General features: G+C 45.1%; 10 protein-coding genes. 6 read left to right on the top strand and 4 right to left on the bottom strand.

From position 1 onward, the window contains the following. Positions 1-10 precede the first annotated feature (10 nt). The 4 genes from NML69_RS00915 to NML69_RS00900 form a co-directional block, all read right to left on the bottom strand. Positions 11-1,237 (bottom strand): glycosyltransferase, encoded by a 1,227-nt coding sequence (locus tag NML69_RS00915; RefSeq protein WP_254725026.1) that lies wholly within the window; start codon positions 1,235-1,237, stop codon positions 11-13. A 219-nt stretch (positions 1,238-1,456) separates the two neighbouring features. Next, complete coding sequence (locus NML69_RS00910; RefSeq protein WP_254725025.1) at positions 1,457-7,279, bottom strand: accessory Sec-dependent serine-rich glycoprotein adhesin; 5,823 nt, start codon at positions 7,277-7,279, stop codon at positions 1,457-1,459. 747 nt (positions 7,280-8,026) lie between these two features. Then, positions 8,027-9,571: a peptide chain release factor 3 gene (locus NML69_RS00905; protein ID WP_254725024.1), complete on the bottom strand. Its 1,545-nt coding sequence runs from the start codon at positions 9,569-9,571 to the stop codon at positions 8,027-8,029. A 143-nt stretch (positions 9,572-9,714) separates the two neighbouring features. Continuing rightward, the gene (locus NML69_RS00900; protein WP_254725023.1) at positions 9,715-10,407 is read right to left on the bottom strand and encodes a TIGR02206 family membrane protein; all 693 of its coding nucleotides are present in this window, start codon (positions 10,405-10,407) and stop codon (positions 9,715-9,717) included. A gap of 165 nt (positions 10,408-10,572) precedes the next feature. Between NML69_RS00900 and gatC the strand changes: the two genes are divergently transcribed. The 6 genes from gatC (at position 10,573) to efp (ending at position 16,583) form a co-directional block, all read left to right on the top strand. Further along, positions 10,573-10,875 carry an Asp-tRNA(Asn)/Glu-tRNA(Gln) amidotransferase subunit GatC gene (gene gatC / locus NML69_RS00895; RefSeq protein ID WP_000705419.1) on the top strand — a complete coding sequence of 101 codons (303 nt, stop codon included), beginning with the start codon at positions 10,573-10,575 and terminating at the stop codon, positions 10,873-10,875. Beyond that, the gene (gene gatA, locus NML69_RS00890) at positions 10,875-12,341 is read left to right on the top strand and encodes an Asp-tRNA(Asn)/Glu-tRNA(Gln) amidotransferase subunit GatA (RefSeq protein WP_254725022.1); all 1,467 of its coding nucleotides are present in this window, start codon (positions 10,875-10,877) and stop codon (positions 12,339-12,341) included. Before gatC ends, gatA begins: the two co-directional genes overlap by 1 nt. Beyond that, complete coding sequence (gene gatB / locus NML69_RS00885; RefSeq protein WP_001008649.1) at positions 12,341-13,786, top strand: Asp-tRNA(Asn)/Glu-tRNA(Gln) amidotransferase subunit GatB; 1,446 nt, start codon at positions 12,341-12,343, stop codon at positions 13,784-13,786. Before gatA ends, gatB begins: the two co-directional genes overlap by 1 nt. A 62-nt stretch (positions 13,787-13,848) precedes the next feature. Further along, positions 13,849-14,805 (top strand): zinc-ribbon domain-containing transport protein, encoded by a 957-nt coding sequence (locus tag NML69_RS00880; RefSeq protein ID WP_254725021.1) that lies wholly within the window; start codon positions 13,849-13,851, stop codon positions 14,803-14,805. An 8-nt stretch (positions 14,806-14,813) separates the two neighbouring features. After that, on the top strand, positions 14,814-15,941 hold the full coding sequence (locus NML69_RS00875; RefSeq protein WP_000505819.1) for an SPFH domain-containing protein: 1,128 nt from the start codon (positions 14,814-14,816) through the stop codon (positions 15,939-15,941). Between the two features lie 81 nt (positions 15,942-16,022). Beyond that, entirely contained in the window at positions 16,023-16,583 is a 561-nt protein-coding gene (gene efp, locus NML69_RS00870; RefSeq protein ID WP_000568640.1) for an elongation factor P, read from the top strand. The last annotated feature ends 10 nt before the right edge of the window (positions 16,584-16,593 follow it).

The following is a 16,593-nucleotide window of genomic DNA, read 5'->3' as shown; positions in this document are numbered from 1 at the left end:
TTCCTTCAGTTTACAACGACTGCTTCTTTGATTCCAAAAGCGTGCGGATAGACTCGATCATTTGATCTACGTCTGCTGGTGAGTAGACATGACTGCAACCACTCGAGTCATGACTAGTGGTCTCAAAAGCAAATATAGGGATTTCTCTTTGCTGCACTTCTTGGATAATGTTTGCAATTTCATCCTCATGATTGATATCCAAGTAAAAATCAATCTTTTCCAAGACTTTTTTGACATTCATGGGATTAAAGTAAGGATAGAGGCGTACGTTCAGATGCGATTGCAAATTCATAATCTCCGGCGCAAAGTTGGTATGAGCTAGGATAGAGAACTCTACATCGGGCAGTTCTTGGATTAGGTGTTCGATTCTCTCTATGTGACACGTATTGGTAAAAATAGCGGTCGCATACTGGGGAGCTTGAACTAAAGATGCCAATCCTTTATGGAAATCACATTTTTTCATGACGATATCAGACCACTCTAGTCCGTAGTAAAACCACCAGTCCTCCCTAAAACGGTTGAGGTTGATTTGGTACCAAGGCTTGTCCCCTGTATAATGAATAATCTTGGCTGTCTTCTCAGTAGCAAGAGAATCCCTATACCAAGTATCCATCTGGTAATTTCGAGCCACTGTATCCATACCAACCATAAAATTATAGGTAGCTGACAGAGGTTTCCAACGACCTTCAAAGAGGTGATTTAACACGCCCTGATCGCCAAAAACTTGGTCATGCAGTTGGTCTGTCAAGCTCAGCAAGTGCTCCGTCACCTTTTCTTGACGCCAGAGAGCCACATTAATCAGCAAGACACCTGCATTAAAAGTGCTAGGAACTAGAGCATCTGCTACAGCCGCTACCGGCCAGTCTGCCATGTCTTCTAAAAAGAGTTGATCTAAGTTTGATCTAACGATGATATCCGAATCCAGATACAAGGCTAGGTCTTCGTTGACATACTGAGGTATAAAATAGCGAAAGAAAGTTGCATAACTTAGGTGAGCTAGTGGCAAACTATACCCTTTCAAACCTTGATGACTAATCTTGACATTGATGATTTTTGAGGCTAGAGGTTCTAAACGTCTCTCCATGAGCTGAAACCATTCGGATGGCAAATCATCATTGAAAACATAAAAAGTCACTGCTCGGTTATGGGCGCAGATTGACTTGATTGTTGTCTCAATCTTGTCCATATAAGCATTATCACCACCAAGTACAATGGCTTTTTGAAGCTCTTTTTTCATTTAGTCCCCTTTTCTTTTCACATTCTTTTGGCTACTTTTCTACTACTGTAGTTCTGATTTTTTCGATGATTATCTCACCTTCCTATTATACCTTTTCCCCTAGTTTATTTCAAACTCAAAAGAGGATTTTCCCCTCCACACATATAGAAAAAACCTTTGAAAAATCATGTTTTCAAAGGTTTTCCATTTTACTATTTATTCATTGATTTTTATATCTTATCAATGACTTGATTCATCGTCATTCCGACCCTTCTTTGCAAGAAGACCGATACCTGTCACAGCTGCCAATGCTCCCAATAAAGCAGATGCTACCGAAGTCGACGCTCCTGTATTTGGCAAGACTTGTTTCGGCTTGCTTGAAGCGGATTGACCTTGGCTTGCAATGTTTGCCATTGAAAGAGAGGTGCTTGTTGAAGTAGATACCAGAGCACTTGCTGACGCAGATCTACTAATAGAATCTGAAGTTGAGAGACTAGCGCTAATCGACGTTGACTCGCTCACTGACATACTTGCTGAAATCGAAGCGCTTGCTAGAGTCGATTCACTGGCTAACATGCTAGCTGAGAGTGATTCGCTCACTGATGTACTTGCTGAGATCGAGGCACTTTCCAATGCTAACTCGGCTGCTAGCATACTTGCAGAAGTTGAAGTACTTGTTGAAGCGGATTCGCTTGTGCTCACTGACACAGATTGACTCGAACTTAATGAGGCTGATTGGCTCGAACCTACTGAAGCCGATTCGCTCGAGCTTGCCGATGCTGACTGACTGGCGCTCAATGAAGCTGACTGACTCGAACTTGCTGAAGCAGATTCGCTTGAGCTTACTGAAGCCGATTCGCTTGCGCTTACGGAAGCGGACTGACTAGCGCTGACTGATGCTGACTGACTCGAACTTGCAGATGCAGACTGACTGGCACTCACTGAAGCCGATTGACTCGAGCTCGCTGAGGCAGATTCACTTGCACTTACTGAGGCTGATTGACTCGAGCTTGCCGATGCGGACTCACTTGCACTCACTGATGCGGACTGGCTAGCGCTGACTGATGCTGACTGACTAGCACTTACTGAGGCTGACTGACTAGCGCTCGCTGAGGCTGATTGGCTCGAGCTTACAGACGCTGATTGACTCGAACTTACCGATGCGGACTGGCTTGAGCTTACAGACGCTGACTGGCTCGCACTTACTGATGCAGATTCGCTTGAGCTTACTGATGCAGATTGGCTGGAGCTCGCTGAAGCGGACTGACTCGAACTTGCCGACGCTGATTGACTAGAGCTGACCGATGCAGATTCGCTTGAACTTACTGAGGCTGATTGGCTAGCGCTCGCTGAAGCTGATTGGCTCGAACTTACTGAAGCCGATTCGCTCGAGCTTACAGATGCTGACTCACTTGCGCTCACTGATGCTGATTGACTTGCACTTGCCGATGCAGATTGGCTCGAACTTACTGAAGCTGATTCGCTTGAACTTACCGATGCTGATTGACTAGCGCTTACTGAGGCTGACTCACTTGCGCTGGCTGAAGCTGACTGACTCGAACTCGATGATGCCGATTGACTCGAGCTGACTGAGGCTGACTGACTTGCGCTTACTGAGGCTGACTGGCTGGCACTCAATGAAGCGGATTGGCTCGAGCTCGCTGAGGCGGATTGACTGGCACTCGCTGAGGCTGAATGACTAGCGCTTTCTGAAGCGGATTGACTCGAGCTTGCCGACGCTGATTCGCTTGAGCTCATTGACGCTGATTGGCTAGCACTCTCTGAGGCAGACTGACTGGCACTTGCAGATGCGGATTGACTCGAGCTGACTGAGGCTGATTGGCTGGCACTCAATGAAGCGGATTGGCTTGAACTTACAGATGCAGATTCGCTTGAGCTTGCAGAGGCAGACTGGCTAGCGCTCGCTGAAGCTGATTGGCTGGAGCTTACCGATGCGGACTCACTCGAGCTGACTGATGCGGATTGGCTGGCACTCACTGATGCTGATTGACTCGAGCTTACTGAAGCAGACTGACTCGAGCTTACTGAGGCGGACTGACTCGCACTTACTGACGCTGATTGGCTGGCACTCATTGACGCTGATTGGCTGGCACTCATTGACGCTGATTGGCTTGAGCTTACTGAGGCTGATTGGCTCGCGCTCGCTGAAGTTGATTGACTCGAACTTACTGATTCAGACTGGCTCGCACTTGCTGATGCTGACTGGCTCGCACTCACTGAAGCGGATTGACTCGAGCTCGCTGAGGCTGATTCACTTGCACTTACTGAAGCGGATTCGCTGGAGCTTACAGACGCGGATTGGCTAGCGCTCACTGAAGCGGATTCGCTGGAGCTTACTGAAGCTGACTGACTTGCACTCACTGACGCTGACTGACTCGAACTTGCCGACGCAGATTGACTAGCGCTGGCTGAAGCGGATTCACTTGCACTTGCAGACGCAGACTGACTAGCGCTGGCTGAAGCGGATTCACTTGAACTTACCGATGCAGACCGGCTGGAGCTTACTGAAGCGGATTGGCTAGCGCTCGCTGAGGCTGACTGACTAGCGCTCGCTGAAGCAGATTGGCTTGAGCTTGCAGATGCAGACTGACTTGCGCTTATTGAGACTGACTGGCTGGCGCTCGCTGAAGCGGATTGACTGGCACTCAATGATGCTGATTGGCTCGAACTTACTGAGACAGACTGACTTGAGCTTACGGATGCTGATTGACTGGCACTTACTGATGCAGACTGACTAGCGCTCGCTGAGGCGGATTGGCTTGAGCTTGCTGAGGCGGATTGACTCGAACTTACTGAGGCAGACTGACTCGAGCTCACTGAAGCTGATTGGCTCGAGCTGGTTGAGGCGGATTGGCTAGCGCTCACTGAGGCAGATTCGCTTGAACTTACTGAGGCGGACTGGCTGGTGCTTGCTGAAGCTGATTGGCTTGAACTTACAGACGCAGATTGGCTCGAACTCACTGAAGCGGATTGACTTGAGCTCACTGACGCTGATTGACTCGAGCTCGCTGAGGCAGATTCGCTTGAACTTACTGAGGCTGATTGGCTAGCGCTCGCTGAAGCAGATTGGCTCGAACTTACTGAAACAGATTGACTAGCACTTACTGAAGCGGATTCGCTGGCGCTTACTGAGGCGGATTCGCTGGCGCTTACTGAGGCTGATTGGCTAGCACTTACCGAAGCTGACTGGCTCGAACTTACCGATGCTGATTGGCTTGAACTTACCGATGCTGATTGGCTAGCACTCGCTGAAGCGGATTGACTAGAGCTCACTGACGCTGATTGGCTCGCACTCGCTGACGCTGACTGACTCGAACTTACCGAAGCTGATTGACTCGAGCTCACTGAAGCAGACTGACTCGAGCTTACCGATGCAGACTGACTTGAACTCACTGACGCTGACTGGCTCGAGCTTATAGATACAGATTGGCTGGAGCTCACTGACGCTGATTGGCTCGAACTTACTGATGCAGACTGACTCGAACTTACTGAAGCGGACTGGCTTGAGCTGACCGATGCGGACTGACTTGCACTTACAGATGCCGATTGGCTTGAACTTACGGAAGCTGACTGGCTGGCGCTGACTGAAGCAGATTGGCTAGCACTTGCTGAAGCCGATTGACTCGAGCTTACCGATGCAGACTGACTTGAACTCACTGACGCTGACTGGCTAGAACTTGCAGATGCTGATTGGCTGGAACTTACTGAAGCAGACTGACTCGAGCTTACCGATGCAGATTCACTCGAACTTGCTGAAGCCGATTGGCTCGAACTCACCGATGCTGATTGACTTGCACTCACTGACACCGATTGACTGGAGCTGGCTGATGCAGACTGGCTAGCGCTGGCTGAAGCGGATTGGCTATTACTTACTGAAATTGACGCTTGATTTGGCGTAATTTGCCCATTAAACACATCTGAAATCAAACCATCTACTGTCGTACTAGCAGTCACTGGTCCACTTGGAAGTCGTCCTCCATTGCGATCATATACTTTCTTCAAGTCAGTTGCAGTAAAGGTTACACTGGTAGAACTCCCTGTTGCCTGTTTGGTAAATACTTCACCTGCAATTGTTAAAGTAACTGTCCCACCTGGAGCAACCCCATCTACCGTAATCGCTTGATTTGAGAGCCCACCTTTTTCGTTAAGATATTGATTCTCTATCCTCGGCGTCTGAGGACGCACAGTAAAGCTCACGTCAATTTCATCCGTACTTCCATCTGGATATGTCACCACGGCTGTTAACTTATGACGACCAGCTGGTAAATCTGTATTGGTTCCAGATTTCCAAGTATAGGTAGTTTTAGTTCCCTTAGTAATTCCTGTAGTAGGTAATTCTGGCGTCCCTGTAGCATTCGTGATGTACTGACTGGCTTCACCAACAGAAACAGTCCCTGAATTGGCCGTTAGAGTAAAGTTTCGACTCACCTCAGCATTGATAGCTGGTTCGTACTTTTCAGACTGAGCATGGACTTCAAATTGAATTGCGGCAGGGTTGGCTGTTAAATCTTTTACAAGACCTACGTCAGTAGTATTTCCGCTAAAATTACCTTCCTGATCATAGGTGAAAACATAACGGGTCCACAAACTATTTATTGCTTGATTTTTTCCAACAGAACCCGTGATTGAAACGGTGAAAGGATTTGATGCTGTAGCATTTCCATCTTTGGCTAGTTTATTTGTTGGAACAATCATTCTGATACTTTGACCATTACTCGTAGTGAATGAGACAACAGTTGAAGTAGCCGGATAGGCCGCGGGAACAGCAGTAGGAACAAATTTTGCATGTTCAATTCGACCACTGTTATCAGTAAACTCAATGGTCGCAGAAAAATTTTCTTCTCGATAAATTTTAAATTTTTGTCCTTCTAGAACTGCGCCACCTGTAACGGTTATTTTCTGAAGTTCTGGCTTCTCAGTATCCCTAGCAGCTCTGAAGCTAGCGGTATTTGAAGCTTTGGTCAGAGCTTGTCCATTTCTGCTGTCACGAAGTCCAGAGTTGGCACGTAACACAGCATTTGCAATGCTATTTCGAGCTTCTGTAGCTTTTTGTAAGATAGCGGCAAGGTCAGAAACCTCCCCTTTCAAGGATTCTACTATCTCATTTTTCGCTAGACTAGCCTTCGTGATTGCCTCATCCGAGTTTGGAAGTCCCTGCGCTTGAGCTAGAAATTGCCCAATCTCGGCTGATAAGGATTCTAATTTCTTCCGTTTTTCTTCATTTTGTTTTTCCGTCATGGCAACGGAAGTCATTGTAAGACCTGATTCAGCCGTCGCACCTTCATTCTTTACAAGACCAGACTGACTTTGAGGCAAGGATTCTGTAGAAAAATCAACTGCTTTTAATTCTTTTGAAGGTTGTGATTCTTTCACTGTCTCCCGAGCTGACTCACTTGCTTGGTACTGACTTTGAACACCAACTGAAGCTCTCTCTGACAGAGCACTATTCGCTTGATTTCGTGTTCCAAGTGATTCACTTGAACTAGCAGTTACACTTTGACTGTTTACCAAGGATTGACTAGTAGCAGCAGATTGGCTCATAGACTGGCTTACGCTAGAAGAGCTTGAGGCACTGATAGACTGACTCGTAGAGGCAGATTGACTGGCACTCTGCGAATTGAATTCTGACAAGGACTGTCTTTGACTAGTAGACAAAGACAGACTCGCAGTATCCTGATGATCCTGTGTCGTCCCCAGTACTACTGAATCTCTCGTCGCCAGAGTATCTTTTGATTCGACAGTCTTTTCAACGGCGACTGCATCATTGGCATAAACACGCGTTTGCGTCGCAGCAAAACCACCTAAGATCGTCCCCGTAGCTGCTATCCCTTTCAAGACATCCAAGCCGGTCAACTTCTGACCTTCTTGCCTTTCAACCATTTCTGTCTTTACTTGGCTCGCATCCGCGCTTCCACGCATCACCTTAAATAAGCCAAAAAGGGAAGTCGAGGCCCGTAGCCAATGCTTCCCTGATTTGATTAATTTAAACCGAGTTACACGGTCTGTTTCTCTATATTCACCCTTCTGGCGTCTAAAAAACATGTTCATCCCCTCAACTTGAAAAAGATCTATTCACCTATAAAATACTATCTTTTTATTATATACCAAATATACCGACAATTCAATATCTATAACACTCTCTAAAGAAAGAAAATGATTTCAAAAATGACTTTATTTCAAATCTATTCTGTTTTTTCAATATAATTTCCATTTTATTGTTCTGTTAATATATTTTATTTATTTTTAACCATTTCTAAATGCTTTAAAAATTGAGCAAATAATTCCAATCACTCAGGGAATTGATTTTTATTCAAAATATAGAAAAAGTCCATGAATCAATAGCATCCACAGACTTTTAGGAGTAGAGTATTTAAAGGCAGTTTCACAAATGAATCAATGAGGCCGGTAGCCGAGGTAACTTTCTATCCTTTCCAACAAAAAAATCCACGAATCGAAACCATTCGTGGGATTTTTTACGAAGCATTAAAGTAAAATGCCATACTGATTAGTAGACACAAAGAGGCGAAAACGATTATTTTTCGCCGATGAATTAGTGAGGCAGGTTGCTAGCCCTCTCACTACCCGTTACAACGGAAAAATCCACGAATCGATAATATTCGTGGATTTTTCCTAGTGAAGCGTTTAGGTAAGCCGATTTTACACTACGACACGGAGTTTGGCAAATCGGTTCTATTTGCCAAACGTAGTTAGTAAGGCAGTTAGCTAGTTCGCCAAATAGCGACTAGCGTCCAACAATTAGGAACTTTAGTTCCAATTGTTGGTGCTGAGTTACATCTTTTCCTCCAACTCTACGTCTGGATACTTGTCCGCAAACCAGCGAAGGGCAAAGTCATTTTCAAAGAGGAAGACTGGTTGGTCAAAACGGTCTTTGGCCAAGATATTGCGGCTTGAGGACATCCGTTCATCCAAGTCCTCAGGCTTGATCCAACGAACGGTCTTTTTACCCATCGGGCTCATGACTACTTCCGCATTGTATTCGCCTTCCATGCGGTGCTTAAAGACTTCAAACTGGAGTTGTCCGACAGCTCCTAGCATGTACTCACCAGTTTGGTAATTCTTGTAAAGCTGAATGGCTCCTTCTTGCACCAATTGTTCGATACCCTTGTGGAAGGATTTTTGTTTCATAACGTTCTTAGCAGAAACTTTCATGAAAATTTCAGGGGTAAAGGTTGGCAGTGGTTCAAACTCAAACTTGTTTTTTCCAACCGTCAAAGTGTCTCCAACCTGATAAGTACCGGTATCGTAAACTCCGATGATATCACCTGCAACAGCATTGGTCACATTTTCACGACTTTCGGCCATAAACTGAGTGACATTAGATAGTTTGGCAGTCTTCCCAGTACGAGGCAGATTGACACTCATTCCACGCTCGAATTCACCTGATACGATACGAACAAAGGCAATGCGGTCACGGTGACGAGGGTCCATGTTGGCTTGGATTTTAAAGACAAATCCTGAGAAATCCTTGTCATAAGGATCCACAATTTCGCCATCTGTTTTCTTGTGGCCATGTGGTTCTGGAGCAAACTCAAGGAAGGTCTCAAGGAAGGTCTGCACCCCAAAGTTAGTAAGAGCCGAACCGAAGAAGACTGGTGTTAATTCACCCGCTAAAATAGCCTCCTCTGAAAACTCATTTCCTGCTTCTTGCAACAGTTCGATGTCGTCCTTAACCTGAGCATAGAAAGGATTGCTTCCAAAGAGCTTATCCCCTTCTTCCAGACTGGCAAAACGCTCATCTCCTTTATAGAGTTCCAAGCGTTGGTTATAGGGGTCATATAAGCCCTCAAAAGCTTTCCCCATCCCGATTGGCCAGTTCATAGGATAGCTCGCAATGCCAAGGACTTCTTCTAGTTCTTGCAAGAGGTCCAGTGGCTCACGACCGTCACGGTCCAGCTTGTTCATAAAGGTAAAGACTGGAATGCCACGGTGCTTCACAACCTCAAACAATTTCTTGGTTTGGGCCTCGATACCCTTGGCAGAGTCCACGACCATGACGGCAGCATCCACCGCCATCAAGGTACGATAAGTATCTTCTGAGAAGTCCTCGTGTCCTGGTGTGTCGAGGATGTTCACGCGCTTGCCATCGTAGTCAAACTGCATAACAGATGACGTGACCGAAATCCCACGTTGTTTCTCGATATCCATCCAGTCAGACTTGGCAAAAGTCCCTGTTTTCTTCCCTTTAACCGTACCAGCCTCACGAATCTCGCCCCCAAAGTAGAGCAACTGCTCAGTGATGGTTGTTTTCCCGGCGTCCGGGTGGGAGATGATGGCAAAGGTACGGCGTTTCTTGATTTCTTCTTGAATAGTCATAAGTTCTCTTTCTTTGATTTTCTATTTTTAGTTGTTTCAGTAGCTAAGAATGATGTTTACATTGGATTTTACCATTCCTTTCAACTCTCCATTATAGCGGATTTTGGGGAGTTTTTCAATTGCTCATCTGATGAAAAGGCGAGCTAGAGCACAGATTTCACCTGATTTCTCTTTTTCCACCGTTTCTTGAACAAGATATCAAAAAGAACCAGAGCCAGTGAGAGGATGACGGACACAAGAAGATACTTTAGCCATAGAGGAGCATTCGAGATAAACGGGGTATCTCTTAACAAACCATAATTTCCACCCGTCAGCTGATTAATCCCAACTAGAAAGAGATTGAGAATAAAGGTATAGGCTACAATCATATATTTCTTGAGCAAGGTCTTGTCATAGTGATTCATCAAGTAAACCAAGGAATTCACTAGAAGGGCATAGTGCCCAATCAAAAATGAAAAACTGGTGATATGGGGGAAATCATAGGGATCAAAAACTGGGTAAACCAGTGCAAAGACCGCTCCACTAGCTCCTAAAAGAGCAAAATACTGCTTGCTCCGCCATTTATCTGGCAAGAAAACCACCGCAAACATAGCCAAACGGCAATGATAAAAAGGAAGGCTATTAGAAAAGGGAATTCCAAAGCCAACATACCAACTGTAAAGAGCTAGTAACTGGAGAATCTGAATCCCCTTAAACAAGCGAACAAATTTCGGATTCTTGTGATAAGCAAGTGCTCCATAAATACAAAGCACTAAAGTAAGCATCATAATCCCATACCAAAAGAGGGAAATGGGAGGAGGAACCGTCTGAGATCTGGTGATAAATTGATGGAGCATATTTCTATCCTAACTTTTATTTTTTCTATTCTCTAGTTTAACCATTATAGCGAATTAAAAGCGATTTTTCAATTTCTATTTCTTTTCAGTTTGGCTCCCTTATTTATAGGAAAATATGGTAAAATAGAACAGACTAAAAATCATCATTTCACGAAAGGATGCAAGATGAAAATTACGCAAGAAGAGGTAACACACGTTGCCAATCTTTCAAAATTAAGATTCTCTGAAGAAGAAACTGCTGCCTTTGCGACAACCTTGTCTAAGATTGTTGACATGGTTGAATTGCTGGGCGAAGTCGACACAACTGGTGTCGCACCTACTACAACCATGGCTGACCGCAAGACCGTACTCCGCCCGGATGTGGCCGAAGAAGGAACAGACCGTGACCGCTTGTTTAAAAACGTACCTGAAAAAGACAACTACTATATCAAGGTACCAGCTATCCTAGATGATGGAGGAGATGCCTAATGACTTTTAATAACAAAACGATTGAAGACTTGCACAACCTCCTTGTATCTAAGGAGATTTCAGCTACTGAATTGACCCAAGCAACACTTGAAAATATCAAGTCTCGCGAGACAGCTATCAATGCTTTTGTCACTATCGCTGAAGAACAAGCCCTTGCTCAAGCTAAAGCCATTGATGAAGCTGGAATTGACGCGGATAATGTCCTTTCAGGAATTCCACTGGCTGTTAAGGATAATATCTCTACCGACGGTATCCTTACAACTGCTGCCTCAAAAATGCTCTACAACTACGAGCCTATCTTTGATGCGGCAGCCGTTGCCAATGCCAAAGCTAAGGGTATGATTGTTGTCGGAAAAACCAACATGGACGAGTTTGCCATGGGTGGTTCAGGTGAGACTTCCCACTATGGTGCCACTAAAAATGCTTGGGACCACAGCAAGGTTCCTGGTGGTTCATCAAGTGGTTCAGCCGCAGCTGTAGCTTCAGGGCAAGTCCGCTTGTCTCTTGGATCTGATACTGGTGGTTCCATCCGCCAACCTGCTGCCTTCAACGGGATTGTTGGTCTCAAACCAACCTACGGAACAGTTTCACGTTTCGGTCTCATTGCCTTCGGTAGCTCATTAGACCAGATTGGACCTTTTACACCAACTGTTAAAGAAAATGCCCTCTTGCTCAATGCAATTGCTAGCGAAGATGTCAAAGACTCTACTTCTGCTCCTGTCCGCATTGCTGACTTTACTTCCAAAATTGGGCAAGACATCAAGGGCATGAAAATTGCTTTGCCTAAGGAATACCTTGGTGAAGGGATTGACCCAGAGGTTAAGGAAACCATTCTGAATGCAGCCAAACACTTTGAAAAGCTTGGTGCCATCGTCGAAGAAGTCAGCCTTCCTCACTCTAAATACGGTGTTGCCGTTTACTACATCATCGCTTCATCAGAAGCCTCATCAAACTTGCAACGCTTTGACGGTATCCGTTATGGCTACCGCGCAGAAGATGCAAGCAACCTTGATGAAATCTATGTAAACAGCCGTAGCCAAGGTTTCGGTGAAGAAGTGAAACGCCGTATCATGCTAGGTACTTTCAGCCTTTCATCAGGTTACTATGATGCCTATTACAAGAAGGCTGGACAAGTTCGTACCCTCATCATCCAAGATTTCGAAAAAGTCTTTGCGGATTATGACTTGATTTTGGGACCAACTGCTCCAAGTGTTGCCTATGACTTGGACTCCCTCAACCACGACCCAGTTGCCATGTACTTGGCTGACCTTTTGACCATCCCAGTCAACTTGGCAGGTCTTCCAGGGATTTCGATTCCTGCTGGATTCTCTCAAGGTCTACCTGTTGGTCTGCAATTGATTGGTCCTAAATACTCAGAAGAGACCATTTACCAAGCTGCTGCTGCCTTTGAAGCAACAACAGACTACCACAAACAACAACCCGTGATTTTTGGAGGTGACAACTAATGAACTTTGAAACAGTCATTGGACTTGAAGTCCACGTAGAGCTCAACACCAATTCAAAAATCTTCTCACCTACTTCTGCCCACTTTGGAAATGACCAAAATGCCAACACCAACGTGATTGACTGGTCTTTCCCAGGAGTTCTGCCAGTTCTCAATAAAGGTGTTGTCGATGCTGGTATCAAGGCAGCTCTTGCTCTTAACATGGACATCCATAAAAAGATGCACTTTGACCGCAAGAACTACTTCTATCCTGATAATCCAAAAGCCTACCAAATTTCCCAGTTTGATGAGCCAATCGGCTACAATGGTTGGATTGAAGTGGAACTAGAAGACGGTACGACTAAGAAAATCGGTATCGAACGTGCTCACCTAGAAGAAGACGCTGGTAAAAACACCCACGGTACAGATGGCTACTCCTATGTTGACCTCAACCGCCAAGGGGTGCCTTTGATTGAGATTGTATCTGAAGCCGACATGCGTTCCCCAGAAGAAGCCTATGCTTATCTAACTGCCCTCAAGGAAGTCATCCAGTACGCTGGTATTTCTGATGTTAAGATGGAAGAAGGTTCGATGCGTGTGGATGCCAACATTTCGCTTCGCCCTTATGGTCAAGAAAAATTCGGTACCAAGACTGAATTGAAAAACCTCAACTCCTTCTCAAACGTTCGTAAAGGTCTTGAATACGAAGTTCAACGCCAAGCTGAAATCCTTCGCTCAGGTGGTCAAATCCGCCAAGAAACACGCCGTTACGATGAAGCTAACAAGGCAACCATCCTCATGCGTGTCAAGGAAGGCGCTGCTGACTACCGCTACTTCCCAGAACCAGACCTACCCCTCTTTGAAATCTCAGATGAGTGGATTGAGGAAATGCGCACTGAATTGCCAGAGTTTCCAAAAGAACGCCGTGCACGCTACGTATCTGACCTTGGCTTGTCAGATTACGATGCTAGCCAGTTGACTGCAAACAAAGTCACTTCTGACTTCTTTGAGAAAGCTGTTGCCCTCGGTGGTGATGCTAAACAAGTCTCTAACTGGCTCCAAGGTGAAGTTGCTCAGTTCTTGAACGCCGAAGGCAAAACACTGGAACAAATCGAATTGACACCAGAAAACTTAGTAGAAATGATTGCCATCATCGAAGACGGCACGATCTCTTCTAAGATTGCCAAGAAAGTCTTTGTCCACCTGGCTAAAAATGGCGGTGGCGCGCGTGAATACGTGGAAAAAGCAGGCTTGGTGCAAATCTCAGATCCAGATGTTCTGATTCCAATCATCCACCAAGTCTTTGCGGATAACGAAGCTGCCGTTGCCGACTTCAAGTCAGGCAAACGCAACGCAGACAAGGCCTTCACAGGATTCCTTATGAAGGCAACCAAAGGCCAAGCCAACCCACAAGTTGCCCTTAAACTCCTTGCACAGGAATTGGCGAAGTTGAAAGAAAGTGAGTAATTCGCTAGTAGCCACCCAGTAGTCTAGCCAACTACCTTTCCAATCATATAGTTAGGAGACACATGAAGAAGTTTTATGCTCTTTTAATGACCTGTTTATTACTTGTTTTTCTATCCGTGCCTCAAATCGTTGATGCGGGTGTCGGACATTCCAGAAGTGGAGGGAGTAGCCGCAGTAGCTCCAGAAGTAGCAGCCGCTCAAGTGGAGGTGGAAGTCGTTCTGGTGGCTCATCCTACCACTACTACCGCTCTGGATATGGATCATCCTCTGACAGTTCTGCTAGCTCTCCCTATCTAGGATTTATGTTCATATTAGTCGGAGGAATCATACTAGTTGTTATCGTCAAATCCTTGCAGAATAAATCTGGAGATTCGAGTTCAACCTACACTAGTAATGATTATCAAACGCTCCATCGTCGAGTTGAACAAAACACACTGGCCATTAGTCGTGTGAAATACGGGGATCCAAACTTTGACGCGGAAGCCTTCACATCTTGGGTTAAGGAAGTCTACCTTAAATTGCAGGTTGCCTGGACTGAAAAAAATTGGAACTCTGTCCGCGCTTTAGAAAGTACCAGCCTCTACTCTCAACACAGTACCCAACTTGAGGACCATATTCGAGCTAAAACCACTAATGTTTTAGAGAAAGTTTGTATCGAAAACGTTCGCATCAAGGAATTCATTGAAAATCCTGACGGAAACGATACCTTAGTGGTGATTTTGTCATCTACCTTGCGGGACTATGTCATTGACGATGAGACTCGCCGTGTCCTTGAAGGAGACCCTAAAAAAGATCTCTTCACCGTGTATCAATTAAACTTTATCCGTCAACACGGTAGTCAAACGCAAGCAGTCAATCCAGACGAAGTTGTGAGCGACCACTGTCCAAACTGTGGCGCCCCTTTGAAAATCTCTGCAGTTAGCGAGTGCGACTACTGTGGTGCCAATCTCTCTCGCAGTCCAAACCAATGGGTACTCGATACCTATGATGTTGTGGATGAAGACGAGCTTTATAATTAGGAGGAATTATGGGATTTATACGTGCAGCCTTATCAGCAGGCTTAAATAGTTTTAATGATAGTAAATTCAAGGAAGCCATTGTCCTTCCAGATAATGTCTCTGGCGACGCCTTGGCCGTCAAGGGACAATTGCTCACTAAAGATCCAGATGGACGTTCTCGTCACAGCAATCAAAATACTGGACTTTTGTCAGATGGCAGTGTGGTTATCGTTCCTCAAGGTTATACTGCTGTTTTGGTAAACAACGGTACCTTCCTTGGTGAAGTCCTCGAAGCTGGTAGCCACGAATGGCAAGCTGGTGATAACGCCTGGCTCCTTGAAAAAGGTGGTTTAAAAGGCACTTGGGAAAACTTTAAAAACCGTTTCTCTTTTGGTGGACAAGTCATCACCCAACAAGAAATTATCTTTATCCGCATGCAACCTATTGCAGGTAATAAGTTCGGCACACAAAATGCGGTCGAATACTTCAGCGAACGTTACCAACAACTGCTCAACATCCGTTTCTATGGCTTGTTTGATGTAAAAATAGCTGATCCAGTCCTCTTCTACGTAAGTTCTGTTAGCCGTCAAATTACTGACGGACAGCCATTTACTCTCCAGGATGTAGCTCAAGGAACGCTCCGTCAAAATATCGCACCGAAAATCGCGATTGCCATTGCCAAATATACCAACGAAAACAAGGTTGATATCTATAGCCTCAATGCCAACCAAGACACCTTTAACGAACTCGCTAAACAAGAGGTCAACAAGGTTTGGACAGGTCTCTACGGGATTGAAGCAACTAACATCTTGCTTGAAGATCTCAGCTACGACCAAGAAAGTCTTGATATCGTTCGCAAGCTTGATAGTGAGCTCGTGGCAATGAAGTACAACACGATTGAAATTGAAGAACGCCGTGCTCGAAACGAAGCGCTCATTGCTGCAGCTGCCAATGAAGGGAATGGCAATGGGATGAACATGTTTATGGGCATGAATCTTGGCCAAACTCTTGGTGGTCAACTAAGCCAACAAGTCCAAAATCAAGCACCGGCTCAAAATACTGGACAAACTGCCAGCAAGAATTTTTATATCGAAGTCGATGGAAAATACGTCCTCGTCACCAAAGACGAAGATGGCAATATCGTACCAGTCAACTAATTAAGATCCTTTCGACATTTGAGTAATGTTGTCTTTTATGGTACAATAAAGAGTAAATTATTTTATTAAAGAGGTAAAAACATGATTGAAGCAAGTAAATTAAAGGCTGGTATGACCTTTGAAACAGCTGACGGAAAATTGATCCGCGTTTTGGAAGCTAGCCACCACAAACCAGGTAAAGGAAACACAATCATGCGTATGAAATTGCGTGATGTCCGTACTGGTTCTACATTTGACACAAGCTACCGTCCAGAGGAAAAATTTGAACAAGCCATCATCGAGACTGTCCCAGCTCAATACTTGTACAAAATGGATGACACAGCCTACTTCATGAACACAGAAACTTACGACCAATACGAAATCCCTGTAGTCAACGTTGAAAACGAATTGCTTTACATCCTTGAAAACTCTGATGTGAAGATCCAATTCTACGGAACTGAAGTGATTGGTGTTACCGTTCCTACTACTGTCGAATTGACAGTTGCAGAAACTCAACCATCTATCAAAGGTGCTACTGTTACAGGTTCTGGTAAACCAGCAACGATGGAAACTGGACTTGTCGTAAACGTTCCAGACTTCATCGAAGCAGGACAAAAACTCGTTATCAACACTGCAGAAGGAACTTACGTTTCTCGTGCCTAATCTCTAGAAA

The sequence above is a fragment of the Streptococcus sp. CF8-6 genome (assembly GCF_024295845.1).
Classification (GTDB): Bacteria; Bacillota; Bacilli; order Lactobacillales; family Streptococcaceae; genus Streptococcus; species Streptococcus oralis_BO.
The sequence above is the reverse complement of the archived record's forward strand: the minus strand, read 5'-3'. Positions and strand labels throughout refer to the sequence as shown.

Bases quoted from the DNA above. Each gene is read 5' to 3' on its own strand.
- NML69_RS00915 (WP_254725026.1), bottom strand. From the start codon at position 1,237: ATGAAAAAAGAGCTTCAAAAAGCCATTGTACTTGGTGGTGATAATGCT.
- NML69_RS00910 (WP_254725025.1), bottom strand. From the start codon at position 7,279: ATGTTTTTTAGACGCCAGAAGGGTGAATATAGAGAAACAGACCGTGTA.
- NML69_RS00905 (WP_254725024.1), bottom strand. From the start codon at position 9,571: ATGACTATTCAAGAAGAAATCAAGAAACGCCGTACCTTTGCCATCATC.
- NML69_RS00900 (WP_254725023.1), bottom strand. From the start codon at position 10,407: ATGCTCCATCAATTTATCACCAGATCTCAGACGGTTCCTCCTCCCATT.
- gatC (WP_000705419.1), top strand. From the start codon at position 10,573: ATGAAAATTACGCAAGAAGAGGTAACACACGTTGCCAATCTTTCAAAA.
- gatA (WP_254725022.1), top strand. From the start codon at position 10,875: ATGACTTTTAATAACAAAACGATTGAAGACTTGCACAACCTCCTTGTA.
- gatB (WP_001008649.1), top strand. From the start codon at position 12,341: ATGAACTTTGAAACAGTCATTGGACTTGAAGTCCACGTAGAGCTCAAC.
- NML69_RS00880 (WP_254725021.1), top strand. From the start codon at position 13,849: ATGAAGAAGTTTTATGCTCTTTTAATGACCTGTTTATTACTTGTTTTT.
- NML69_RS00875 (WP_000505819.1), top strand. From the start codon at position 14,814: ATGGGATTTATACGTGCAGCCTTATCAGCAGGCTTAAATAGTTTTAAT.
- efp (WP_000568640.1), top strand. From the start codon at position 16,023: ATGATTGAAGCAAGTAAATTAAAGGCTGGTATGACCTTTGAAACAGCT.